At 70.4% G+C, this 22684-nt stretch carries 19 protein-coding genes and 1 tRNA gene; 7 read left to right on the forward strand and 13 right to left on the reverse strand.

Annotation, left to right across the window (positions count from 1 at the left end):
• Positions 1–54: 54 nt before the first annotated feature.
• Complete coding sequence (locus AQJ46_RS09540) at positions 55–1368, forward strand: glycoside hydrolase family 36 protein (RefSeq protein ID WP_059205161.1); 1314 nt, start codon at positions 55–57, stop codon at positions 1366–1368.
• The gene (locus AQJ46_RS09545; protein ID WP_059205162.1) at positions 1365–3353 is read left to right on the forward strand and encodes a beta-galactosidase; all 1989 of its coding nucleotides are present in this window, start codon (positions 1365–1367) and stop codon (positions 3351–3353) included. The genes AQJ46_RS09540 and AQJ46_RS09545 overlap by 4 nt, the downstream gene beginning before the upstream one ends.
• 88 nt (positions 3354–3441) lie before the next feature.
• Here AQJ46_RS09545 and AQJ46_RS09550 read toward each other — a convergent pair whose 3' ends face one another.
• From AQJ46_RS09550 to AQJ46_RS09565, 4 genes are all read right to left on the reverse strand, one after another.
• Positions 3442–4881 (reverse strand): GH1 family beta-glucosidase, encoded by a 1440-nt coding sequence (locus AQJ46_RS09550; protein ID WP_059205163.1) that lies wholly within the window; start codon positions 4879–4881, stop codon positions 3442–3444.
• A gap of 117 nt (positions 4882–4998) precedes the next feature.
• The gene (locus AQJ46_RS09555; RefSeq protein WP_199873685.1) at positions 4999–5904 is read right to left on the reverse strand and encodes a carbohydrate ABC transporter permease; all 906 of its coding nucleotides are present in this window, start codon (positions 5902–5904) and stop codon (positions 4999–5001) included.
• Positions 5901–6932 (reverse strand): carbohydrate ABC transporter permease, encoded by a 1032-nt coding sequence (locus tag AQJ46_RS09560; RefSeq protein ID WP_057609687.1) that lies wholly within the window; start codon positions 6930–6932, stop codon positions 5901–5903. The genes AQJ46_RS09555 and AQJ46_RS09560 overlap by 4 nt, the downstream gene beginning before the upstream one ends.
• On the reverse strand, positions 6929–8254 hold the full coding sequence (locus AQJ46_RS09565; protein ID WP_059205164.1) for an ABC transporter substrate-binding protein: 1326 nt from the start codon (positions 8252–8254) through the stop codon (positions 6929–6931). Before AQJ46_RS09565 ends, AQJ46_RS09560 begins: the two co-directional genes overlap by 4 nt.
• 354 nt (positions 8255–8608) lie before the next feature.
• On the opposite strand from AQJ46_RS09565, the gene AQJ46_RS09570 reads away from it, so the two are divergent.
• Positions 8609–9664 (forward strand): LacI family DNA-binding transcriptional regulator, encoded by a 1056-nt coding sequence (locus AQJ46_RS09570; protein WP_057609685.1) that lies wholly within the window; start codon positions 8609–8611, stop codon positions 9662–9664.
• 44 nt (positions 9665–9708) lie between these two features.
• Positions 9709–10488, forward strand: a complete 780-nt coding sequence (locus AQJ46_RS09575) for a serine/threonine protein kinase (RefSeq protein ID WP_059205165.1) — start codon at positions 9709–9711, stop codon at positions 10486–10488.
• Between the two features lie 9 nt (positions 10489–10497).
• On the opposite strand, the gene AQJ46_RS09580 is transcribed toward AQJ46_RS09575, so the two are convergent.
• The gene (locus AQJ46_RS09580; protein WP_059205166.1) at positions 10498–11394 is read right to left on the reverse strand and encodes an SDR family oxidoreductase; all 897 of its coding nucleotides are present in this window, start codon (positions 11392–11394) and stop codon (positions 10498–10500) included.
• 160 nt (positions 11395–11554) lie between these two features.
• On the opposite strand from AQJ46_RS09580, the gene AQJ46_RS09585 reads away from it, so the two are divergent.
• On the forward strand, positions 11555–12430 hold the full coding sequence (locus AQJ46_RS09585; RefSeq protein ID WP_079072204.1) for a LysR family transcriptional regulator: 876 nt from the start codon (positions 11555–11557) through the stop codon (positions 12428–12430).
• Positions 12431–12479: 49 nt separating this feature from the next.
• Here the strand turns inward: AQJ46_RS09585 and AQJ46_RS09590 are convergent.
• The 4 genes from AQJ46_RS09590 to AQJ46_RS09605 form a co-directional block, all read right to left on the reverse strand.
• A tRNA-His gene (locus tag AQJ46_RS09590) sits at positions 12480–12555 on the reverse strand.
• 78 nt (positions 12556–12633) lie between these two features.
• Positions 12634–13236 carry an oligoribonuclease gene (gene orn, locus AQJ46_RS09595; protein WP_057609681.1) on the reverse strand — a complete coding sequence of 201 codons (603 nt, stop codon included), beginning with the start codon at positions 13234–13236 and terminating at the stop codon, positions 12634–12636.
• A 100-nt stretch (positions 13237–13336) separates the two neighbouring features.
• Complete coding sequence (locus tag AQJ46_RS09600; RefSeq protein ID WP_057609680.1) at positions 13337–14560, reverse strand: GlxA family transcriptional regulator; 1224 nt, start codon at positions 14558–14560, stop codon at positions 13337–13339.
• Positions 14561–14946: 386 nt separating this feature from the next.
• Complete coding sequence (locus AQJ46_RS09605; RefSeq protein WP_057609679.1) at positions 14947–15252, reverse strand: hypothetical protein; 306 nt, start codon at positions 15250–15252, stop codon at positions 14947–14949.
• A gap of 337 nt (positions 15253–15589) precedes the next feature.
• Here AQJ46_RS09605 and AQJ46_RS09610 point away from each other — a divergent pair, with 337 nt between their 5' ends.
• Positions 15590–16117: a universal stress protein gene (locus AQJ46_RS09610; protein ID WP_020123262.1), complete on the forward strand. Its 528-nt coding sequence runs from the start codon at positions 15590–15592 to the stop codon at positions 16115–16117.
• 215 nt (positions 16118–16332) lie between these two features.
• Here AQJ46_RS09610 and glmS read toward each other — a convergent pair whose 3' ends face one another.
• Both glmS and AQJ46_RS09620 read right to left on the reverse strand, forming a co-directional pair.
• Complete coding sequence (gene glmS / locus AQJ46_RS09615; protein WP_057609678.1) at positions 16333–18150, reverse strand: glutamine--fructose-6-phosphate transaminase (isomerizing); 1818 nt, start codon at positions 18148–18150, stop codon at positions 16333–16335.
• 12 nt (positions 18151–18162) lie between these two features.
• Positions 18163–18420 carry a hypothetical protein gene (locus AQJ46_RS09620; RefSeq protein WP_057609677.1) on the reverse strand — a complete coding sequence of 86 codons (258 nt, stop codon included), beginning with the start codon at positions 18418–18420 and terminating at the stop codon, positions 18163–18165.
• 165 nt (positions 18421–18585) lie between these two features.
• On the opposite strand from AQJ46_RS09620, the gene AQJ46_RS09625 reads away from it, so the two are divergent.
• Complete coding sequence (locus AQJ46_RS09625; RefSeq protein WP_059205168.1) at positions 18586–20148, forward strand: purple acid phosphatase family protein; 1563 nt, start codon at positions 18586–18588, stop codon at positions 20146–20148.
• A gap of 11 nt (positions 20149–20159) precedes the next feature.
• Here AQJ46_RS09625 and AQJ46_RS09630 read toward each other — a convergent pair whose 3' ends face one another.
• Both AQJ46_RS09630 and AQJ46_RS09635 read right to left on the reverse strand, forming a co-directional pair.
• Positions 20160–21053: a DUF4429 domain-containing protein gene (locus AQJ46_RS09630; protein WP_059205169.1), complete on the reverse strand. Its 894-nt coding sequence runs from the start codon at positions 21051–21053 to the stop codon at positions 20160–20162.
• Between the two features lie 23 nt (positions 21054–21076).
• A complete protein-coding gene (locus AQJ46_RS09635; protein WP_059205170.1) occupies positions 21077–22585 on the reverse strand; it encodes an RICIN domain-containing protein in 1509 nt (502 codons plus the stop codon).
• Positions 22586–22684 lie beyond the last annotated feature (99 nt).

The following is a 22684-nucleotide window of genomic DNA, read 5'->3' on the forward strand; positions in this document are numbered from 1 at the left end:
ACTGACCCTCGGCGCCAACAAGGGCTGACCGCCCTCACCTGAGAGAGAACCACCGTGCCCCACCCCTTCACGCCGCTCGCCTCCGTGCCCGTGGATCCCCGAAAGGCCCGCGTCCACGAGGAGGGCTGGCAGTCCTGGAGCCCCAGCGGCGCCTACGCCCTCGGCGACAAGCCGTACCGCCCGACGAACGACAACTGGGCGACGGTCTGCTACCGGCCGGGTGTCACCGTCCCCGAAGGCGCCTTCCAGGGCGAGGGGCTGCTGGCGCTCGACCCGGGCGACGGATCGCCGGTACGGCTGTGGGCGGCGACGGACCCGCTGCACGAGGTCCCGTCGATCCGCCTGGTCGCCGAAGGCTCCGTGGCGGAGATCTCCGCCGACGGGCCGGTGAAGGAGTTCACGGGTACGGACATCCAGTCGGCGCTGGCCGAGTGGGCCGCCGGACTCGGGGTCGAGGCCCCCCGCCCGGCGCCCACCGTCTGGTGCTCCTGGTACGAGTACTTCACGAGCGTCACCGAGGACGACATCCACGAGAACCTCCGTGCGATGGACACCCTCGACCTGCCCATCGACGTCGTCCAGATCGACGACGGCTACCAGAAGGCCCTCGGCGACTGGCTCACGCTCTCCGGCCGCTTCCGCTCCCGCGCGGGCATCGCCGACGCGATCCGGGCCCGGGGCCGCCGCGCCGGCATCTGGACGGCCCCCTTCCTGGTCGACCCGGCCAGTGACCTGGCCGCCGAGCACCCCGACTGGCTGGTCGAGGACCTCGACGGAGGCTTCCTGCACGCCGGCCGCAACTGGGGCCACGACCTGTGCGTCCTGGACACGACCCACCCCGAGGCGGCGGAGTATCTGACGTCGGTCTTCAGGACCCTGGTGTCCGAGGGCTACGACTACTTCAAGGTCGACTTCCTGTACGCGGGGGCGCTGGAGGGCGTACGGCATTCCGCCGCGGACGCGCTCACGGCGTACCGCTCGGGGATCGAGCTGATCCGCGAGGCCATCGGCGAGGACGCCTACCTGCTCGGCTGCGGGGCGCCCGTCCTGCCCTCCATCGGCCTGTTCGACGCGATGCGGGTCAGCCCCGACACCGCCCCGCACCGCCGTCCCGAGGCCGACGACTACAGCCAGCCGGGCCAGGACCCGGCCGAGTTCACCGGCGTCGGCCGCCAGTGGCAGCACGGCCGGCTCTGGGTCAACGACCCGGACTGCCTGATGGCCCGCCCCGCCGTGGAGACCCGCGAGCGCTGGGCGGCCCACGTGGAGGCCACGGGCGGCCTGATGGCGTCGAGCGACCGCCTGCTGTCGCTGGACCAGTGGGGCGTGGAGACGACCCGGCGGCTGCTCGCGGGAGACGCCCGATGATCCCGGAGGGCATCGCCTACGGCGGCGACTACAACCCGGAGCAGTGGCCCGAGGAGGTCTGGGCCGAGGACGTACGCCTCATGCGCGAGGCGGGCGTGAACATGGTCAGCATCAACATCTTCGCGTGGGCGCTCCTCGAACCCCGCGAGGGCGAGTACGACTTCGCGCGCCTCGACAAGATCCTCGCCCTGCTCCACGAGAACGGCATCGCCGCCGACCTGGCGACGCCCACGGCGGCCCCGCCGGCCTGGTTCTTCCGCAAGCACCCGCAGGCGCTGCCGGTCGACAGGGACGGCAGGAGACTGTCGTACGGCAGCCGCCAGACGTTCTGCCCGTCGAGCCCCGCCTACCGGGAGGCGGCCCTGCGGATCGCCCGGGTGCTCGGGGAGCGGTACGCCGACCACCCGGCCGTCGTGATGTGGCACATCCACAACGAGTACGGCTGTCACAACGCGGAGTGCTACTGCGACGCGAGCGCGGAGGCGTTCCGGGTGTGGCTGCGGTCGCGGTACGGCGATCTGGAAACCCTGAACCACGCCTGGGGTACGGCCTTCTGGAGCCAGTGGTACTACGACTGGGACGAGATCATCCCGCCCCGCGCCACCGGTGCCGTGCCCAACCCGACCCACCAGCTGGACTGGCGCCGCTTCTGCAGCGACGCACTGCTGTCGCTCTACAAGGCGGAGCGCGAGGTGCTGCGGGAGGCCGCCCCCTCGGTGCCGGCCACCACCAACTTCATGGTGATGTACAACTTCGAGGCGCTGGACTACTGGCGCTGGGCACCGGAGCTGGACGTCGTCTCCAACGACCACTACCTGCGGTCCACCGACCCCGAGTCGGAGATCGACATCGCGCTCAGCGGTGACCTGGTCCGTTCGCTGGCGGGCGGCCCGTGGCTGCTGATGGAGCACTCGACGGGCGCGGTGAACTGGCAGCCCGTCAACCGGGCCAAGAATCCAGGCGAGTTGCGCCGGAACGCCCTGGGGCACGTCGCCCGAGGTGCCGACGGCATCGCCTACTTCCAGTGGCGGGCCGCGAAGGCGGGCGCCGAACAGTGGCACTCGGCGATGCTCCCGCACGCCGGCACCGACAGCCAGATCTGGCGTGACGTGGTGGCGCTGGGCGCGGACCTGAAGGCGCTGGCGGAGGTGCGGGGCAGTACCAGCCCCGCCTCGGTCGCCGTCGTCTGGGACTGGAACGCCCGCTGGGCCCTGGAACTCCCCTCCCAGCCCAGCGAGTCGGTGCGCTACCTCGACCTGGTGCGCGCCTGGTACGGGCCGCTGTGGCGCTCCGGCGTGGCCGTGGACTTCGTCCACCCGTCGGCGGACCTGTCGCAGTACCGCCTCGTCCTCGCCCCCGCCCTCTACCTGGTCGACGACGAGGGCGCGCAGAACCTGACCGGCTTCGCGTCGGGCGGCGGCACCCTGGTCGTCGGCTTCCACAGCGGGGCCGTCGACGCCAACTGCCATGTCCGCCTGGGCGGATACCCGGGCGCCTTCCGCGAGGCACTCGGCGTCAGCACGGACGAACTCTTCCCGCTCCTGCCCGACGAGACGGTGGCCCTCGACGGCGGCGGTACGGCGTCCCTGTGGTCGGAGCGAGTGCGCCTGGCCGGCGCGGACGCCGTGACGTCGTACGCCGAAGGCCCCCTGGCCGGCGTCCCCGCGGTGACCCGGCACACCTATGGCGAGGGCGTGGCCTGGTACCTGGCCACCAACCCGGACCCGACGACGCTCACGGCCCTGCTGGACCGCATCCGCACCGAGGCGGGCGTGGCGCCGGTACGCAAGACGCCGGAGGGCGTGGAGGCGGTGCTGCGCAGGGGCGAGGACGCGGACTACCTCTTCCTGATCAACCATGGTGAGCGGAACGCCGAGGTACCAGTGGCTCCGCAGGCAACCGAGTTGCTGAGCGGGGAGCGCGTCGACGGCGGCCGGGTGGCGGTGGCGCCGGGCGACGTGGTGGTCGTACGGGAATCACGCTGACACGACCTGCCCCGCGGTGAGACCGGCGGGGCGCGGCACCCCCCTCGGCTGCCGCGCCCCGTTCCCCCGACCCCCGTCTTCGCGGTGGCTACTGAATGCTCTGGACCTCCGGGAGCGTGCCCGTGCGGGCTGCCCGGCCGTACCAGAGGGCGCTGGACTTGGGTGTCCGTTCCAGCGTCGCGTAGTCCACGTAGACCGCGCCGAAACGCTTCTCGTAGCCGTACGCCCACTCGAAGTTGTCCAGCAGGGACCACAGGTAGTAGCCCCGGACGTCCGCGCCGTCGGCGATCGCGCGGCGGACCGCGGCGAGGTGGCCCTGCAGGTAGGCGACCCGCTCGGGGTCGTGGACGCGGCCGTCGGGGTCGGGCTTGTCGTCGTAGGCCGCGCCGTTCTCCGTGATGTACAGCGGCAGGCCCGGGGCCTCGCGCGTGTAGCGCATGATCAGGTCGTGCAGACCCGTCGGGTCGATCGTCCAGCCCATCTCCGTGCGCTCACCGGGGGTCTGGTGGAAGGTGACGTCGTCCGCCCCGGGCCACGGGGAGTGCGCGCTGCTGCCGTGACCGTCGGCGCGCGGCCCACTGGTCTCCGCGTCGGCGGACGACACCAGGGCCGGCGTGTAGTAGTTGAGGCCCAGCGCGTCCAGCGGCTGGTTGATCAGCGCGAGATCGCCGTCCTCCACGAACGACCAGTCCGTGATCAGCTCCGTCGCCGTGAACAGCGTCTGCGGATACGCCCCGTGCAGGATCGGCCCGTGGAAGACACCGTTGGCCAGGTCGTCGATCTTCTGCGCCGCCGCCAGGTCCGCCGCGTCCTGCGAGAACGGCCTGACCACCGAGGAGTTGAGGCTGAGCGCCACCGAGTTGCGGGCCGGCATCGACGCGCGCAGCGCCGACGTGCCCAGTCCGTGCGCCAGGTTCAGCGTGTGCGCCGCCTTCAGCGAGGCCGCGGGGTCCGTACGGCCCGGCGCGTGCACCCCGGACGCGTAGCCCAGGAAGGCCGCGCACCACGGCTCGTTGAGGGTGATCCACTGTTCCACCCGGTCGCCGAGCGCCTCCCCGACGATCTGCGCGTACTCGGCGAAGCGGTAGGCCGTGTCGCGCTCCGGCCAGCCGCCCGCGTCCTCCAGCTCCTGCGGCAGGTCCCAGTGGTAGAGCGTCACGGCCGGCTTGATGCCGTGCGCGAGGAGCTCGTCCACCAGCCGACGGTAGAAATCCAGACCCCGCTGGACCGCGGGGCCGCGGCCGGTCGGCTGCACCCGGGACCAGGAGATCGAGAAACGGTACGCCGTCAGGCCCAGGTCGGCCATGAGCGCCACGTCGTCGCGGTAGCGGTGGTAGTGGTCGACAGCGATGTCACCGTGGTCGCCGCCGGCCGTCTTGCCCGGGGTGTGGCTGAAGGTGTCCCAGATGGAGGGCGTACGGCCGTCCTCCCGCACCGCCCCCTCGATCTGGTAGGCGGAGGTCGCGGCGCCCCACAGGAAGGCGGGGGGAAAGGTCACCGGGGTCGCCGGCGTTGCGGACTCAGGCATGGAAGCGCTCCCATTGGAGGTCGTCAGAGCGACTGATGAAGGGGGAGGGGAGTGAAGGGGCCGAGGCGGCGCCGGCCCGGCCCCAGGAGGGATGGCGGAAAAGCCGTATGAGGGGTGTCAGCCCTTGATCGCACCCTGCATGATGCCGCCCACGATCTGCTTGCCGAACAGGATGAAGGCGATCAGCAGCGGCAGTGTGCCGAGGAACGCGCCCGCCATGATCACGGCCTGGTCGGGGACATAACCGGTGCCCAGCGAGTTGAGGGCGACCTGCACGGTCGGGTTCTGCTGGTTCAGGGCGATGATCGGCCACAGGAAGTCGTTCCAGGCGAACACGAAGGTCAGCAGCCCGAGCACGGCCATCGCCGGCCGCGCGGCCGGGAAGACCACGTGCCACACCACCCGGATGCTGCTCGCCCCGTCCACCCGGGCCGCCTCGATCAGCTCGCTCGGCAGCGCCTGCACCAGGTACTGCCGCATGAAGAAGGTGCCGAAGGCCGTCACCAGAGTGGGCAGGATGACCGTCTGGAGCTGGTTCGACCACCCGAGGTCGGCCATCCACAGATACAGCGGTACGACCGCCAGCTGCGGCGGGATCATCATCGTGCCGATCGTCAGCAGCAGCAGAAAGCCCGAGAACCTGAACCGCAGCTTGGCGAAGGCGAATCCGGCGAGCGTGGAGAACAGCACCGTGCTGATCGTGATGGCGCCCGCGACGATCACGCTGTTGAGCATCGCGGTGCCGAGGCCGGCCTCGTCCCACGCGGTCTGCATGTTCTTGAACAGGTTCCCGCCGAACCACAGCGGCGGCGGCGTCTCGGCGAGCCGGTGGTCGGTGCGCGAGGCCGCGATCGCCGTCCACACCAGGGGCGCCAGCGAGACGAGCGCGAAGACCGCCAGGACCAGATAGGTCACCGGGCCCGCGTGCAGCTGCTTGCCCGCGCCCATCACCCGACGGGAGGGGCCCCGCTTCTTCCCCGCCTGAGGCTCTGCCTGAGGCAGCGTCAGTTCACTGGTGGTCATTGGGACTTCCTCAGACGTCGGGTGACCAGCAGGTTGATCGCGGCGACGATCAACAGGATCAGGAACATGGACCAGGCGATCGCGGACGCCTTGCCGAGGTTGCCGATGATCCAGCCCTGGTCGTACATGTACAGGCCGAGCGTCTGGTACTGGTGCTCGGAGCCGCCCTTGGAGCCGCTGACCCCGCCGAACAGCAGGGGCTCACCGAAGAGCTGGGTCGCGCCGATGGTGGAGACCACCACCGTGAACAGGATGGTCGGCCGAAGCTGCGGGACCGTCACGTGGATGAACTGCTGCCAGCGGTTGGCCCCGTCGATCGCCGCCGACTCGTACAGGTCGGCCGGGATCGCCTGCATCGCCGCGAGGTAGATCAGCGCGTTGTAGCCGGTCCACCGCCAGATCACGATCGACGACACCGCGAACTGCGAACCCCAGTCGGACTCACGCCAGTTGATGGGGTCGATGCCCACGAAGTCGAGGAGCCAGTTGACCATGCCGCCGTCCCACGAGTACAGCAGCGTGAAGACGAGGGTCGCCGCCGCCACCGAGGTGGCGTACGGGGTCAGCATCACGACCCGCCAGACGGTCGAGCCGCGCAGCCGGTAGTTGAGCAGGTGCGCCAGTCCGATCGCCGCCATCAGCTGCGGCACGGTCGAGATCACACCGATGGTGAAGGTGTTCTTGAGGGCGTTCCAGAAGAAGTCCGAGGACAGCAGGTTCTGGTAGTTGTCCAGGCCCGCCCAGGTCTGGGTGTCCAGCGAGGACAACTGCACGTCGTGCAGCGAGTACCAGGCCGTGTACAGCAGGGGGATCAGCGAGAACGCCCCGAAGATGACGAAGAAGGGGGCGATGAACACGTACGGAGACGCCTTCATGTCCCAGCGGTACAGCCGGCTGCGCCAGGGGCTCTTGTCCTCGGGCGGCGGCGTACCGCGACCGTGAGCGCCCCGGGCCGCGCCCGGCTGGGAGCCGGGCGCGGCCTCGGCGCTCGACGCGGGATGCGCGAGTGCCTGCTTGGGGCTTGTCACTGGCCGAGCACGTCCTTGATCTCGTTCGTGGCCGCGTCCCAGCCCTGCTCGGGCGACTTGCCCTTCTGCTCGACCTGGAGGATGCCGATGTCGGTCAGCGCGGTGTTGATCGGCTGGTCCTTGACGCCGAAGATCTGTGCCGGGATGGTCTTCGCCGCGTCGGAGAAGATCTGCGTGATCGGCGCGTTGCTGAAGAACTCCGTGGTGGCGGGGGCCGGCTTCAGGGTCGAGTAGGCCGCGGGGGCCGACGGGAAGCTCGCCTGCTTGGCGAAGACCTTCGCCTGCTGCTCGGGCGCGGTCAGCCACTTCGCCAGCGCGATGGCCTCCTTCTGGTGCTTGCCCGCCGTCGGCACGCCGATGAAGGCACCGCCCCAGTTGCCCGCGGTCGGCGCGGCCGCCACGTCCCACTTGCCCTTGCCCGCGTCACCGGACTTCTCCTGGATGTAACCGATCATCCAGGCGGGGCAGGCCACGGTGGCGAAGGAGGCGTTCGCGTAGCCCTGGTCCCACGGCTTGTCGAACTGCTTGAGCTTCGCCGACATGTTGCTGGTCGCCACGGACATCGCGACGTCCCAGGCGTTCTTCACACCGCTGGACTTGTCCCAGACGACCTTGCCGCTCTTGTCGTAGTAGCGCTCGCTCTCACCGTTGAGCACCGCGTTGTAGACGGAGGAGGCCGAGTCCACGAACTTGGTGCCGCTCGGCGCCTTCTTCATGTACTGCTTGCCGAGGTCGACGTACTTGTTCCAGTCGCCCTTCCACTGTGCGGCGAGCTTGGTGCGGTCGGTCTCCAGACCGGCCTTCTGGAACAGGTCCTTGCGGTAGCAGATCGCCATCGGGCCGATGTCGGTGCCGAGCCCGATGAGCTTGCCGTCCGCGGTCGTGGCCTGGGCGTTCTTCCAGTCCAGCCACTGCGACTTGTCGACGTCCTTGCCGAGGTCGACGAACTTGGAGCCCTGCGTCTGCACGGCCTCGGTGATGTTGCCGACCTCGATGGCCTGGATGTCGTCGGTGCCGGAGCCGGCCTGCAGCCGGGTGAGGACCTTCGGCCAGTAGACGTCGGTGCGGGTGGTGACGTTCTCCTTGATGGTGATGTCCGGGTGCAGCTTCGTGTACTCGTCGTAGAGACCGGCCTGCTTGTAGCCGAAGACTCCGAAGGTGCCGACGGTCAGCGTGGTCTTGCCGCCGCCGGAGTTGTTGCCCGAACCCGACGAGTCGCCGTCGTCCGAGTCGCCGGCACAGCCGGCCAGCACTCCCGTAGTCAGTGCGGCGACGGCCGCCAGGGCCAACAGCCGGTGGGACCGGCGGGTAGTCGTGCGCATTGCGTCCTCCTGTTGCCTGACGTGCCGACCCCCCGGCCAACTGCGTTGTTGGACCCGTTAGTTCATGCTGCGGCTCGGGCGGGGAACGTGCGGGATATTTATGTGTCAGGTACCGTGGGAGCGCTCCCACTTGTGATGTGTTGAAGGTTCGCGGGTTGGAGCGAGGGTGTCAAGGGAGTGCGCGAGGGGAGATGCCTTCAGTTATCAGCCTGTTAACTGGAACCACTCGGACCGCCCGGCCCTCGGGCAGGAAGCGGTGAGGTGCGGGGCCACCGGCCCCCGTGACCGTCACGCCCCCACGCGGGACTGTTAAATTCCAGGCCAGCTTAGAGACACGGTGGGAAGGCGGAGCCCATGGCAAGCCACGGAGCGCGGAGCCGAAGCGGTGGCCGGCCCACCCTCGAAGAGGTCGCCGCGCGCGCCGGCGTCGGCCGGGGCACCGTTTCCCGGGTGATCAACGGCTCGCCCCGGGTCAGCGACGCCACCCGCGCGGCGGTCGAGGCGGCGGTGGCGGAGCTCGGGTACGTCCCGAACACCGCGGCCCGGGCCCTGGCGGCCAACCGCACGGACGCGATCGCGCTGGTCGTGCCCGAACCGGAGACGCGGTTCTTCGCGGAGCCGTACTTCTCGGACATGCTGAAGGGCGTGGGGGCCGAGATCTCGGAAACCGAGATGCAGCTCCTGCTGATCTTCGCGGGTAGCGACCGCGAACGCCGGCGCCTGGCCCAGTACCTGGCGGCGCACCGGGTCGACGGCGTCCTGCTGGTGTCGGTCCACGCCGACGACCCGCTTCCCGACCTGCTGTCCCAGCTGGAGATCCCGGCGGTGATCAGCGGCCCGCGCTCGGCAGCGGAAACCCTCCCCTCCGTGGACTCCGACAACTACGGCGGCGGCCGCTCGGCCGTGGAGCACCTCCTGGCCGGCGGCCGCCGCGCGATCGCGCACATCACCGGCCGCCTCGACGTGTACGGCGCCCAGCGCCGCGTCGACGGCTACCGGGACGCACTGCGCGACGCGGGCCACGAGGTGGACGAGCGGCTGATCGAACCCGGCGACTTCACGGAGGAGGGCGGCCGCCGGGCGATGACGAAGCTGCTGGCCCGCCGCCCCGACCTGGACGCGGTCTTCGCCGGCTCGGACGTCATGGCGGCCGGCGCCCGCCAGGTCCTGCGCGAGGAGGGCCGGGGCATCCCCTCCGACGTGGCCCTGATCGGCTACGACGACTCGGCCATAGCGCGCCACATGGACCCGCCCCTCACCAGCGTCCGCCAGCCCATCGAGGAGATGGGCCGCCACATGATCGACCTCCTTCTCACGGAGATCGCCGACCGCCGCCCGGCGGTCTCCCGGGGCCTGGAGCGCAGACAGGTGGTCCTGGCCACGGAACTGGTGGCGCGGGCGTCGTCCTGACCTCAGCGTCAAGAGGTTGAACGCAAGGATCACGCTGGAAGGTCATGACTGCTCATCCTCTGCTGGACGTTGACGAGATCCCCGGGACCGAGCCGTACCTGCGGACCGTGGGCCAGGTGTTCCGTTCCTTCCGCGAACAGGATTCCGGCTGCCTCTCCCACGGAGTCCGACTTCCCGACGGCACCCGCTGGTTCGTGAAGGAGGCCACGACCGACCGGGCCCAGCGCTCGCTCGACCGTGCCTGGTCCTTCCACCGCACGGTCCGGCATCCGGCGATCGTCCCGCAGCTGCACCGGATCACCGTGGGAGACCGCCGTACGGCCGTCGTGATGCCGTGGCGCGACGGCGAGATCCTCTACGACCGCACCGCCCGCGCCCGCTTCCACGCCCTGCCCCTCGCCCGCGTCCACCACGCCCTGGACCGCATCCTGGACGCCCACCTCGCGGTCGAGGCGGCGGGCCAGGTCGCCGTGGATCTTTACGACGGCGCCTTCCTCTACGACTTCGCCGCCCACGAGCTCCACCTGATCGACCTGGACGAGTACCGCCCGGGCCCGTTCGCCCTGACCGAGGACCGCCTCCCGGGCTCCACCCGCTTCATGGCCCCCGAGGAGTGGCGGCGCGGCGCCACCATCGACCTCCGCACCACCGTCCACGTCCTGGGGCGCACCGCCCGCCTCCTCCTGGACGCCGGCCCGGGCGAGGACGGCTTTCGCGGTACGGCCGCACAGCTCGCGGTCGTGGAACGGGCCACGTGTGCGGAGCCGGGTGAACGGTTCGACGGCGTACGGGAGTTGGTCGAGGCGTGGCGGGCGGTGTCGTAGCCGGGTGGCTCAGGCGGTCCTGAAGTAGTGGCCCGCCTCCAGGTCCGGGATCAGTGCGGGCTGCTCCGGCTGCCAGTCCAGGAGCTTCCGGGTCAGCGTGCCGGACGCGCGCATGTCGATGGCGGCGAAACGGCCGAGCCAGCCGAAGTGGTCCGTCGCGTCCTCGGGGGCCACGCTCGTGACCGGCACCCCCAGTCCCCGCCCGACGGTCTCGGCGATCTCACGGAACGGCACACCCTCGTCCCCGATCGCGTGCAGCCGAACGCCCGCCGGGGCCGCCTCCAGGGCCAGCCGGAACAGCCGGGCCGCGTCGAGCCGGTGCACGGCCGCCCAGTGGTTGGAGCCGTCGCCCACCATGGCCGAGACGCCCTTGTCGCGCGCGAAGTCGATGAACATGGGCACGAAGCCGATGTCGCCCTCGCCGTGCACGCTCGGCGGAAGCCGCAGCACCGACGAGCGCACCCCGCGCTCGGCGAGCGCGAGCGCCGCGAACTCCGAGGCGTGCCGGTGCTTGGCGGGGGAGTCCGGGTCGGCCGGGTCCTCCTCGGTGCCGAGGCGCCCCGGTGCGGTCAGCAGCCCCGAGGTGACCACGAAGGGCTTGCCGGTCCCTTCGAGCACGGACCCGATGGCCTCGATCGCCCGCAGGTCGGCCTCGCCGGAGCTGGTCAGGTTGGTGAAGTCGTGGATGAACGCCAGGTGGGCGACCCCGTCGGCCGCCTCGGCACCCCGGCGCAGACTGTCGAGATCGTTCAGGTCCCCGCGGTGCACCTCCGCTCCCGCGGACTTCAGTGCCTCCACGGACCGGTCCGAACGGGCCAGGCCCAGGACCTCGTGCCCGGTGTCGAGGAGTTCACGGGTGACGGCGGAACCGACGAAGCCGGTCGCACCGGTGACGAATACACGCATGGTGATCCTTCGCTGTGACGGGTGAGGGTCCCAGCGTGCGAAGGAGAGACCGGTCGAGTCCAAAGCTTGTTCCGCATTGCGCAATACGCATCAGGCATGACAGCAGATGGCAGCCGTTTCAGCGGGAGACCGGGCGCGAACCCGGGCGTACGCTTCGGGCATGACCGACCTCGACCTCCGGCTGGTCCGGTACTTCACGGCCGTCGCCGAGCACCGGCACTTCGGCCGGGCCGCCGACGCGCTGCACATCACCCAGCCGTCGCTGAGCCGGCAGATCCAGCGGCTGGAGCAGCAACTGGGCGCGCGACTGCTGGAGCGGACCCCGCAGGGGAGCGGGCTCACCGAGGCGGGGGAGGTCTTCCTGCCCCGCGCGAAGGCGCTGCTGCGCTCGGCGGCCCAGGCGGCGAACCTTGCCCGGGCGGCCGCCGAGCCGAGCCGGATCACCGTGGGGTACACGGCGGGCATCATCGTCACCCCGGCGGTGCGCGCACTGCGCGAGCGCTTCCCGGACGCCGACGTCAGGACCGCACACGTCGACTGGGGCGAGCGGACCACGGCCCTGCCCGAGCTCAAGGTCGACGTACTGGTGACCCGGCTGCCCTTCCCGACCGACGGGGCGCAGGTGACGGTCCTCTACGACGAGCCCCGGGTCCTGGTGCTCCCGGTCGGTCACCGCCTCGCCGGCAAGGAGTCCGTCACCCTCGACGACATCGCCGACGAGCCCCTGGTCCGGGTGGCCGACCCGGTCTGGAACGCGTACTGGCGCATCGACCCCCGGCCGGACGGCCGACCGGCACCCGACGGTCCCCTGGCCGACGCCCTGGAGGACAAGTTCGAACTCGTCGCCTCGGGACAGGCCCTGGCCATCACGGCGTTGCCCCGGGCCGGTGCGCTCCGCCCCGACGTCACCGCGGTCCCGCTGCACGGTGTCGACCCGGCCCATGTGGTCCTCGCGACCCGTGCCGAGGAGCGGAGCCGGCTGGTCGCGGCCTTCCGCAAGGCCGCGCGCGCCTTGCTCAGGGCGTCCGACTCCTGAAACGACCTCAGCCGGTGACCCTGTCTCCAGGATCACCGGCTGAGGTGAGTGGGGTGAGTGACGGGACTTGAACCCGCGGCCACCTGGACCACAACCAGGTGCTCTACCAACTGAGCTACACCCACCATGTTCGGCTGTCCTGGGTTTCCCCGACCGGCCGAGAAAAAGTGTACAGGGTCTGAAGGGGTGCTCGCGCCCGGCTTTTACCGCCCAGGCAGAACGTGCTTCGCGGCGATCGTCTTCGCGGTGTCGGAGTCGGGTCCGGGCTGCGGGACGAAGATCGCCTCGCGGTAGTAGCGCAGCTCCGCGATGGATTCGCGGATGTCGGCGAGGGCGCGGTGGTTGCCGTTCTTCTCCGGGCTGTTGAAGTAGGCCCGCGGGTACCAGCGCCGGGCGAGTTCCTTGACGGAGCTGACGTCCACGATCCGGTAGTGGAGGTAGTCCTCCAGGGTGGGCATGTCCCGGAGCAGGAAACCGCGGTCGGTGCCGACGGAGTTGCCGCACAGCGGGGCCTTGCCGGGTTCCTTGACGTGCTCGCGGACGTAGGAGAGGACCTGGTCCTCGGCGTCGGCGAGCGTCGTGCCGCCGGACAGCTCCGTGAGCAGTCCGGACGCGGTGTGCATCTGACGCACCACCTCCGGCATCGTCTCCAGCGCCTGGTCCGGCGGGCGGATGACGATGTCCACACCGTCGCCGAGCACGTTGAGCTCGGAGTCGGTGACGAGGGCGGCAACCTCGATGAGCGCGTCGTCGGACAGCGAGAGGCCGGTCATCTCGCAGTCGATCCACACCATGCGATCGTTCATGCGAACACCCTACGGCTGACGTCTGCTTTTGTGGTGCCCCGCGTCGGCGCGAGCACCGGTGACACCGGGCGGGCCGGGTGGCCCGCCCGGTGTCGGGACGTCACGTGCCGCTGCGCTGCCCCGGCAGGCTCGCCCGGCCGCCGACGTACAGCTCACGGCCGTTCTCGGAGGGCGGGCCCACGGGGGCCGGGGTGCGGCGGCTCTGGATCGGCACCGGACCGCTGTCCGGGTGCAGCTGCACCGGCGGGCTGGGCGCGGGACCGGTCGGACCCACCGAGCCGTCGCTGTCCACCGGCTTGTCGCCCTGCGGACGGCGGGCCCGGTACGCGGCCCGGTAGGCGGCCGGGGACGAGCCCAGCTGCCGCCGGAAGTGCCCGCGCAGCGCCACCGGCGAGCGGAAGCCGCAGCGGCCCGCGACCTCGTCCACCGAGTAGTCGGACGTCTCCAGCAGCCGCTGCGCCTGCAGCACCCGCTGCGTGATGAGCCACTGCAGCGGGGCCGAACCCGTCAGCGAGCGGAACCGGCGGTCGAACGTACGACGGCTCATGTACGCCCGCGCCGCCAGCGTCTCCACGTCGAACTGCTCGTGGAGGTGCTCCAGCGCCCAGGCGACGACCTCGGCGAGCGGGTCGGCGCCGATCTCCTCTGGTAAAGACCTGTCGAGGTAGCGCTCCTGACCGCCCGAGCGGCGCGGCGGGACCACCAGCCGGCGGGCCAGCGCGCCGGCCGCCTCGTTGCCGTGGTCCGTCCGCACGATGTGGAGACAGAGGTCGATTCCGGCCGCGGTACCGGCCGAGGTCAGTACGTCGCCGTCGTCCACGAAGAGTTCTCGTGGATCGACGTGCACCGACGGGTAGCGCTTGGCCAGCGTCGGTGCGTACATCCAGTGTGTGGTCGCGGGGCGGCCGTCCAGCAGGCCCGCCGCGGCCAGAACGAAGGCGCCGGTGCACAGGCCGACGATGCGGGCACCCTCCTCGTGCGCCCGGCGCAGAGCGTCGAGCGCCTCCTCCGGCGGCGGTGAAGTGATCGAGCGCCAGGCCGGTACGACGACCGTGCCGGCGCGTGAGATCGCTTCCAGGCCATGCGGTGCGGTGAGTTCCAGGCCCCCTGTGGTCCGCAGTGGGCCTTCTTCGCCGCCGCACACCAAAAGGCGGTAGCGCGGTACGCCGGCGTCCTGGCGGTCAATCCCGAACACCGACAACGGTATGGAACTCTCGAAGATGGGGCCGCCGCTGAACAGCAGCACCGCGACGATCTCCTTGCGGCGTCGCCCGGAAAGCTTCCGGGCCGCGGCTTCCGGCGCGGCAGTGGAGTCGTGGCTCATACTGCTAAGCCCCCCTCGGTGGTCGCGGCGCCCCTAACTTGTCGGGCATGTCGCTCCAGCACGTTTCCCCTCGGTCCTGCACGAGTCCCCCGCCGTAAGACGTCAAGATCGAATCTACTGTGTCCCGTCGTGTCGGCGTGACCAGTTCGTCATCCGGCACATTGTCGACATGGCAACTTGGCGTAAAGCATTCGATCACGAAGCGTTGCACTCGTGGGCCGTGCAGGGAAGTGCGCCTTGTGGCAGTGGCTAATCCACGTAGGGTGCGCAGGGCCCCGGAGACCCTATCCGTGCAGGTGGAACGGGGGTTGAGGGGTGGTTGGCCCAAGGGACACGCCCAAGGCGGAAGTTGGCTGAAAAGAATCGTCCGGGTGCATGGAAACCGGTCAGCCGACCGGTGTATTTCCCCCGGTGTGACGACCGCCTCGATGGGCCCCGGCGCCGCTCCTGTGATGACGGCCACGACGGGGCGCCCGCTCCTCCGCCCGCAGGCGGGCCGCGCCGCGTTCCGACTGGCGCAGGAGGATACGGCAGACGGCCGTGACGGCGGCGAGACCGAGGGCCGTGCCCGCCGCGCCGGCCAGCGAGGTGCCGTAGCAGACGAGGACCACGGGGACGAGGACGCAGCTGAAGGCCGCCCAGCGGACCACGTCCGTCGTGGAGTCCTCGGAGGGCGGTCGGTGTCCGGTCATCGCGTGCTCCCTGTGGCGTCTCCCTGCGGGGTGGCTCAGGGAGGTCAACGCGCGTTCGACCGGTCGGTCACTGTATCGAGGGGCCGTCCGGCGGGTCCGGGGCAGGAGCGGCCACGTGAACCCTGCGCAAACCGCCTGTACGACGCAGCAACCATTGCGTGACGGGCACCCCCTCGTGCATGCTCCCTGGAACCCCCACGGACCGAGGGCGGGCGCTGGGCGAAGGAGGCTTGCCGCCGTACCCTTGGGGGTATGGGGTTGGGAAGATGATTCCCGGACACAGCTCCGCCGCACACTGTCGTCCCTCCCACACAAGGATCACAACGCCGAGACAGCCATGGCCGGTCACGAATTCTTCGAACCAGCGGACCGCAAGCGGCCCGTCGCCGATCCCACGGCGGCCGAGCCCCTGGCGGCGGAAGAGCCACGCCACTCCTGCGACCCCGCCTTCAAGCACGGCGTCGTGGTCGGCTTCGACGGCTCCACCTCCAGCGAGCGCGCCCTCGCGTACGCGATCGGCATGGCCCATCGCTCCGGCTCGGGCCTGATCATCGTGCATGTCGCCAACCGGCTGCCCACCACCGTGTGGGCCGGCTGCGAGCCACCGGTCTTCGTCGACGTGCCGGATCACCGCACCGAGGTGCTCGGCCTCGAGCTCGCCTGCGCCGACTACCTGGCCGAGGTGCCCTGGATCCTCGTCGAGCGCGGCGGGGACATCTGCCACGAGCTCGAGGAGGTCGGGCGGGAGTACGAGGCGGACGCGATCGTCGTCGGCTCCACCCATGGCATCGTGGGGCGCATCTTCGGCTCTGTCGCTGGGCGGCTCGCCAAGCGGGCGAAGCGGCCCGTCATCGTCATCCCGTAACTCGCCCTTCCCCCAGGTGAGATGGGTAAATCTACTCGTGCGTAGAGGTGTTTGTGCCCTTGTGAAGGGCATATAGCGGTCACCGCACCACTGCTGCCGGCCGGGGCGTGACGGCCACCGGTCAGCTGCGCGGGCCGGGAGTCGGGCGGCTTCCCGGCGATGAAAACGGACCCCCGTGAACGGTGGATCACGTGGGGTCCGTTGTCTTCGGGGTGCTACTCGACGGTGACCGACTTGGCGAGGTTCCTGGGCTTGTCGATGTCCCGGCCCAGCGCCAAGGCCGTGTGGTACGCGAGGAGTTGGAGGGGGATACCCATCAGGATGGGGTCCAGTTCGTCCTCGTTCTTCGGGACCACGATCGTCTCGTCGGCCTTCTCCTGGTGCTGGTGGGCGACCGCCAGGATCCTGCCGCTGCGGGCCTTGATCTCCTCCAGGGCGGCGCGGTTCTTCTCCAGGAGGTCGTCGTCGGGGACGATCGCCACCGTGGGGAGGGCCGGCTCGATCAGGGCCAGGGGACCGTGCTTGAGCTCGGAGGCGGGGTAGGCCTCGGCGTGGATGTAGGAGACCTCCTTGAGCTTCAGGGAAGCCTCGCGGGCCACCGGATAACCCCGCACACGGCCGATGAAGAGCATCGAGCGGGCCTCCGCGTACTGCTCGGCCAGCTTCTTGATGTGCTCCTCCTGCTCCAGCATCTCGGTGATCTGCGCGGGGAGCTTGCGCAGGCCCTCGATGATCCGCTTGCCGTCGCGGACCGAGAGGTCACGGGTGCGGCCCAGGTGGAGGGCGAGCAGGGCGAAGGCCACCGTCGTGTTGGTGAAGCACTTCGTGGAGACCACACAGACCTCCGGGCCCGCGTGCACGTAGATGCCGCCGTCCGCCTCGCGGGCGATCGCCGAGCCGACCACGTTCACCACGCCCAGGACGCGCGCGCCCTTGCGCTTGAGCTCCTGGACGGCCGCGAGGACGTCGTAGGTCTCACCGGACTGCGAGACCGCGATGTAGAGGGTGTCCGGGTCCACGACCGCGTTGCGGTAACGGAACTCCGAGGCGGGCTCCGCGTCCGCGGGGATGCGGGCCAGCTCCTCGATCATCTGGGCGCCGATCATGCCCGCGTGGTACGACGTGCCGCAGCCGAGGATCTTCACGCGGCGGATCTGACGGGCCTCGCGGGCGTCCAGGTTGAGGCCGCCCAGGTGCACGGTGGAGAAGCGGTCGTCGATGCGGCCGCGCAGGACGCGGTCCACGGCGTCGGCCTGCTCGTGGATCTCCTTGTGCATGTAGGTGTCGTGGCCGCCCATGTCGTAGGAGGCGGCCTCCCACTCGACGGTGGTGGGCTCGGCCGTCGTGCGGGTGCCCTCCGTGGTGTAGGTGCGGAAGTCGTCGGCCTTGAGGGTGGCCATCTCGCCGTCGTCCAGCGTCACTATCTGCCGCGTGTGGGCGACCAGTGCGGCGATGTCCGAGGCGACGAACATCTCCTTCTCGCCGATGCCGAGGACGACCGGGGAGCCGTTGCGGGCCACCACGATGCGGTCACTGAAGTCGGCGTGCATCACGGCGATGCCGTAGGTGCCCTCGATCACCCGCAGGGTGTCGCGGACCTTGTCCTCCAGCTTCTCCGCCTGGGAGCGCGCGATGAGGTGGACGAGGACCTCGGTGTCGGTCTCGGAGAGGAACTCGACGCCGTCCGCCTCCAGCTTGCGGCGCAGGTCGGAGGCGTTGTCGATGATGCCGTTGTGGACGACGGCGACCTTGCCCTCGGCGTCCAGGTGCGGGTGGGCGTTCACGTCGGACGGGGCGCCGTGGGTGGCCCAGCGGGTGTGGGCGATGCCGGTCGTGCCCTTGAAGCGGGCCGGGACCTTCGCCTCCAGGTCGCGCACCCGGCCCTTGGCCTTGACCATCTTCAGGCCGGCCGTCTTCGGCGAGGTGACGACTATGCCGGCCGAGTCGTAGCCGCGGTACTCCAGGCGCTGCAGGCCCTCCAGGAGCAGGGGGGCGACATCACGCTTCCCGATGTAACCGACGATTCCGCACATATCTATGTATTCCTAGCCGTAGACGATGCGCCGTAGCTGCCTGAGCGTGAGCTCGGGCGGTGCCACCGCTCGGTATTTCAGATCCGCCTCGATCCGTCCGAAGATCTCCGTGTTCACCAGGCCCTGTGCCTGGAGCTCGCGGTGGCGGCGACGGACGAACTCCACGGTCGTCTCGTCGAAGTAGGCGAGCACGTCCTGGATCACCCGCAGCGCCTCGCCCCGGCTCAGGGGCGTGGACCGCGTCAGATGATCAACCAGGTCGTCGTGCACCCGGTAGATCCTGGGGTACCGCGCGCCGATTCGCAAGAATCCTGCCCGGTATCGGGCAAGGTGCTGTTGATGTTCTTATGGACGTCTGTTCGCAAGCTGTCCATCCTGCGTCCTATACCTCGTTGCTCATGGCGACGAGTTTCAGACGTCATGGACATTCCTCGTATGGGCGTACCCGACCAGCTCGCCGAGCACATGAGCATGGCCGAGCAGCACGAGTACCTGCGCGCCAGATTCTCCCGGCGCAACATGATCAGAGGCGGCGCCGTCACGCTGGGCGCCGTCGCGGGTGGCGCGTTCGTGCCGGGCGCCGTCGCCCAGGCCGCCACGCCGACCCAGACCTTCGCCGGCGCCGAGAGCGTCGACGGCGCTCTCGTCGCCCCCTTCGGCCGTCACCTCGCCTACGGCAACGACGCGCGTACCGAAATGACCGTCTCGTGGCAGGTGCCGGTCGCGGTCAAGAAGCCCTTCATCCGGATCGGCGCCCGCCCCTGGGACCTCTCCCGCAAGATCGAGGCCGAGGTGCGCACCCTGTACACCCCGGCCGGCGTCGGCGCCAGCGGCGACCACACGCAGTACTACCTGCACGCCAAGCTGAGCCGGCTGCGCCCCGGCCAGACCTACTACTACGGCGTCGGCCACCAGGGCTTCGACCCCGCCGAGCCGCACCTGACCGGCACCCTGGGCACCTTCACCACCGCGCCCGCCCACAAGAAGCCGTTCACCTTCACGGCCTTCGGCGACCAGGGCGTCAGCTACCACGGCCTGGCCAACGACAGCCTGCTCCTCGGCCAGAACCCGGCCTTCCACCTGCACGCCGGCGACATCGCCTACGCCGACCCGGCCGGCCAGGGCAAGTCCGCCGACACGGGTTTCGACTCGCGCGTGTGGGACCAGTTCCTCGCCCAGACCGAGTCGGTGGCCAAGTCCGTGCCGTGGATGGTGAGTTACGGCAACCACGACATGGAGGCCTGGTACTCGCCCAACGGCTACGGCGGCGAGGAGGCCCGCTTCACGCTCCCCGACAACGGGCCGGACAAGGCGCACCTGCCGGGCGTGTACTCCTTCGTCCACGGCAACACGGCGATCATCTCGCTGGACCCGAACGACGTCTCCTTCGAGATCCCGGCCAACCTCGGCATCTCCGGCGGCACCCAGACCACGTGGTTCGAGGGGCAGCTGAAGAAGTACCGGGCCGCGAAGGACATCGACTTCATCATCGTGTTCTTCCACCACTGCGCCTACTGCACCTCCACCGCGCACGCCTCGGAGGGGGGCGTGCGCCAGGAGTGGGTGCCGCTGTTCGAGAAGTACACGGTGGACCTGGTCATCAACGGCCACAACCACCAGTACGAGCGCACCGACGTCATCAAGGGCGACAAGGTCGCCAAGAAGCTCCCCATCGGTGAGACGGCCTACTCGGAGACCGAGGGTGTCGTCTACGTCACGGCGGGCGCCGCGGGCCGCAGCCTGTACGCGTTCACCGCGCCGGACTCCTACGAGGGCCACCTCAACGAGCAGGACTCCGTCGCCTCCTTCATCAACACCAAGGACGGCAAGGTCAACGAGACCGTCGCCTGGTCCCGGGTGCGCTACCTCAACTACTCCTTCCTGCGCGTGGACGTGGAACCCGCGGCACGGGGCCACTACGCCAAGCTGAAGGTGTCGGGCATCGCCGAGACCGGTGACCGCATCGACCACTTCACGGTGGCTCGCAAGGCGAAGTAACCCGCCTCGGATCACATCCGTTTGAGGATCGCCTGCTTGGCCATCGTGAACTCCTCGTCCGTCAGGACACCCGTGCGGTGCAGCTCGCCGAGCTCGCGCAGCCGGCGCAGGAGGGCATCGTGACCGTCCTCGGCGGAGCCGACCGGAGAAGAAGGCGTTTCCGGTCGTACGTCCCGCGTTTTCCGTACGTCGATGGCGGCGGCCCGGGCCGGGTGCGGAAGCCTGGCCTGGACCGCCGCCGCGACCAACGCCATCAGCGGGTCCTTCTTGAAGCCCCACAGCTCCACCGCGTTGGGGTCGTACTTCGGCGGGGCCTTCGTCGGAGCGTGCCGCACGGTGAAGCGCAGGTGGCCGTTCTCCAGGCCGGCCGCGGGCTGCCACTCCACGGCGACGACGTCGGTCAGGGCGAGGGTGCGGGGCCCCGCGGAGGCCTTGGCGTCCTCCGTCTTCCAGTTCCACTCCAGCCGGATGTGCTCGCCGTCGAAGGCGGCGGTGCCGTCACCCGCGGACACGGCGAGGGGGACGGCCGGGCCCGGGAGCAGATACCCGTCCACGGGGTCGGTGGGGACCTGGTCCAGGAGCAGTGCGCTTCGGACCTCGTCCACGAAGTACTCGGCCACGCCGTAGCGGTCCGACTCCACGGTCAGCTGGTAGGGGTCGTGCGGCTCGGTCAGCCGGCCGCCGGTCGCGTGCAGCAGGGGATCGGCGCCGTCGCGCAGCCGCAGCCTCAACCGGCCCGTCTTCTTGCCCTGTTCGAAGGAGATGCCCGCCAACGCGCCCAGCGGTACGACGAGTTCACCCAGTTCTCTGCGCAGCAGCCCGACGTTCTTGTCTCTTCCCGGAGTCAGCCGCAGAGCGTCGCCGTCGAAGACCCATGTGCCGTCCTTCTGGAGGATTTCCGCCATGGGGAAATTCTGGCATTCGGGGCTCAGTTGCCCAGCGCCTTGTCCAGGACGTCGTCGAGGGCGAAGCGGGTCGCCGCGCCGGGGGTCCCGGCCGGCAGCATGCGGATCTCGCCGTTCGTGGTCCCCACGGCGATGGCGGGCTTGTCCTGGCAGACCAGGGTGAAGGTCTTGTCCTGGTGGGCCTTGAGGAAGAACGCCTGGTCCTCGGGGTAGGGGGCGGCGTCTCCCTGCGCGTAGGCGCACGGCCGCAGCTGCATGGGGTCGCCCACCGCCCGGTCGCCCGCGATGTCCAGACAGAACGTCGACGCCACGTGCTGCAGAGCGACGGCCCCGTCCCCGATGTCGACGACCCGCCACCGCTGTGTCGTGCCTCCGTCGCAGGCGCCCGGGGCGGGGATGTCCGGAGTCTCACCGGCGGCCGCGCCGACACAGGGCCCGGCCGCGCTCTGCAGCGCGACGGTCGCGAGCACCGTCCCCGCCGCGCGGGACACCGAGGGCGAGGCCGAGGCCGAGGGGGACCGCGGGGGCCCGGCGGCCGGCGGACCGTAGGAACCGGCGGTCCGCTCGCCTTGCCCGACATCGGACAGCAGGTTCAGCGCCACGGCGGTGGCGGCGGCGGTCACCACGACGGCGACGGCGATGGCGAGCACGGGTCGGCGGGGGCCCGGGTCGGTCGGGGTGGGGGGTGCGGGGGGAGGGGCGCCGGGGGCGAGTGGGGCTGAGGGCACTGGTGCGCTGGGGGCGCTCGGCGTGCCGGAGGTGAGGAGGTGCGCGGCGGTGTCCGGGGCCCCGGGCCGCGCCGCGCGGTAGGCCGGGCCGCCCCACACCAGGAGCCGGTCGACGAGCAGGGGCCGTAGCTCCTGCGTACCCCCCGAGGTGAGCGTGCGCAGCAACGCGATGTCGTGGGCGCAGAACTCGCAGGTCTCCAGGTGCTGTTCGAGATCCGCGGGGGTCTCGCGATGCGTGCCGCGGGCGATCGCGCCGAGCATGCCGCCGTAGTGGACGCAGCGGGCGTCGGCCGTGTGCTCGGCACGCAGTCGCAGGAAGGTGTCGGCGAGCCGGGAGCGGGCCGACTCCGCCATCGACTCGGCGAATTCCTGCGAGGTGTTCAGCACTCGGGCGGCGAACGCCGGTTCGCCCTCCGCCAAGCACAGCCACAGCGCGGCCCGCGACTGGTCCGCCAGCTCCCCGAACGCCCGCAGCAGCGGCGCGTCGTGCTCCACGAGCCGCAGCGTGTCCGCCGTGCCGAAGGTCTCGCCCGCGCGCTGGGCCCAGTTCCGGAAGTCGCGGAGAAGGAGTCCCGAGCGGCTGTCCCGCAGCCATTGGAAGGCGGCGCGCCGTACGTCCGCCAGGAGCGCCGGACGCATGGCGGGCCCCTGCTGTCCCGCCAGCACCTCCCCGGCGAGCTCCGCCGCCGTGGCGGGCCTGCCGCAGAACGCGCCCGCGTAGGCGTGGACGGCCGCGACGTCCTCCGCCGGTAACCCGGTCGCCGGGTCGTGCAGGACTTGCTGTGGCGTGTGCTCGGACGTCATCGTCTCGTCCCCCCAAGGAACGCGGTCACGGCAAGATGTGGACCGTAGTGGCACTCACTATGACGATGCTGTGCAGCCCGTGTGCTCAAGAGACGCAAG

It is taken from the genome of Streptomyces canus, assembly GCF_001514145.1.
In the GTDB taxonomy this organism is placed as follows: domain Bacteria; phylum Actinomycetota; class Actinomycetes; order Streptomycetales; family Streptomycetaceae; genus Streptomyces; species Streptomyces canus.

Bases quoted from the DNA above. Each gene is read 5' to 3' on its own strand.
- AQJ46_RS09545 (WP_059205162.1), top strand. From the start codon at position 1,365: ATGATCCCGGAGGGCATCGCCTACGGCGGCGACTACAACCCGGAGCAG.
- AQJ46_RS09550 (WP_059205163.1), bottom strand. From the start codon at position 4,881: ATGCCTGAGTCCGCAACGCCGGCGACCCCGGTGACCTTTCCCCCCGCC.
- AQJ46_RS09555 (WP_199873685.1), bottom strand. From the start codon at position 5,904: ATGACCACCAGTGAACTGACGCTGCCTCAGGCAGAGCCTCAGGCGGGG.
- AQJ46_RS09565 (WP_059205164.1), bottom strand. From the start codon at position 8,254: ATGCGCACGACTACCCGCCGGTCCCACCGGCTGTTGGCCCTGGCGGCC.
- AQJ46_RS09570 (WP_057609685.1), top strand. From the start codon at position 8,609: ATGGCAAGCCACGGAGCGCGGAGCCGAAGCGGTGGCCGGCCCACCCTC.
- AQJ46_RS09575 (WP_059205165.1), top strand. From the start codon at position 9,709: ATGACTGCTCATCCTCTGCTGGACGTTGACGAGATCCCCGGGACCGAG.
- AQJ46_RS09580 (WP_059205166.1), bottom strand. From the start codon at position 11,394: ATGCGTGTATTCGTCACCGGTGCGACCGGCTTCGTCGGTTCCGCCGTC.
- AQJ46_RS09585 (WP_079072204.1), top strand. From the start codon at position 11,555: ATGACCGACCTCGACCTCCGGCTGGTCCGGTACTTCACGGCCGTCGCC.
- orn (WP_057609681.1), bottom strand. From the start codon at position 13,236: ATGAACGATCGCATGGTGTGGATCGACTGCGAGATGACCGGCCTCTCG.
- AQJ46_RS09600 (WP_057609680.1), bottom strand. From the start codon at position 14,560: ATGAGCCACGACTCCACTGCCGCGCCGGAAGCCGCGGCCCGGAAGCTT.
- AQJ46_RS09605 (WP_057609679.1), bottom strand. From the start codon at position 15,252: ATGACCGGACACCGACCGCCCTCCGAGGACTCCACGACGGACGTGGTC.
- AQJ46_RS09610 (WP_020123262.1), top strand. From the start codon at position 15,590: ATGGCCGGTCACGAATTCTTCGAACCAGCGGACCGCAAGCGGCCCGTC.
- glmS (WP_057609678.1), bottom strand. From the start codon at position 18,150: ATGTGCGGAATCGTCGGTTACATCGGGAAGCGTGATGTCGCCCCCCTG.
- AQJ46_RS09625 (WP_059205168.1), top strand. From the start codon at position 18,586: ATGGGCGTACCCGACCAGCTCGCCGAGCACATGAGCATGGCCGAGCAG.
- AQJ46_RS09630 (WP_059205169.1), bottom strand. From the start codon at position 21,053: ATGGCGGAAATCCTCCAGAAGGACGGCACATGGGTCTTCGACGGCGAC.
- AQJ46_RS09635 (WP_059205170.1), bottom strand. From the start codon at position 22,585: ATGACGTCCGAGCACACGCCACAGCAAGTCCTGCACGACCCGGCGACC.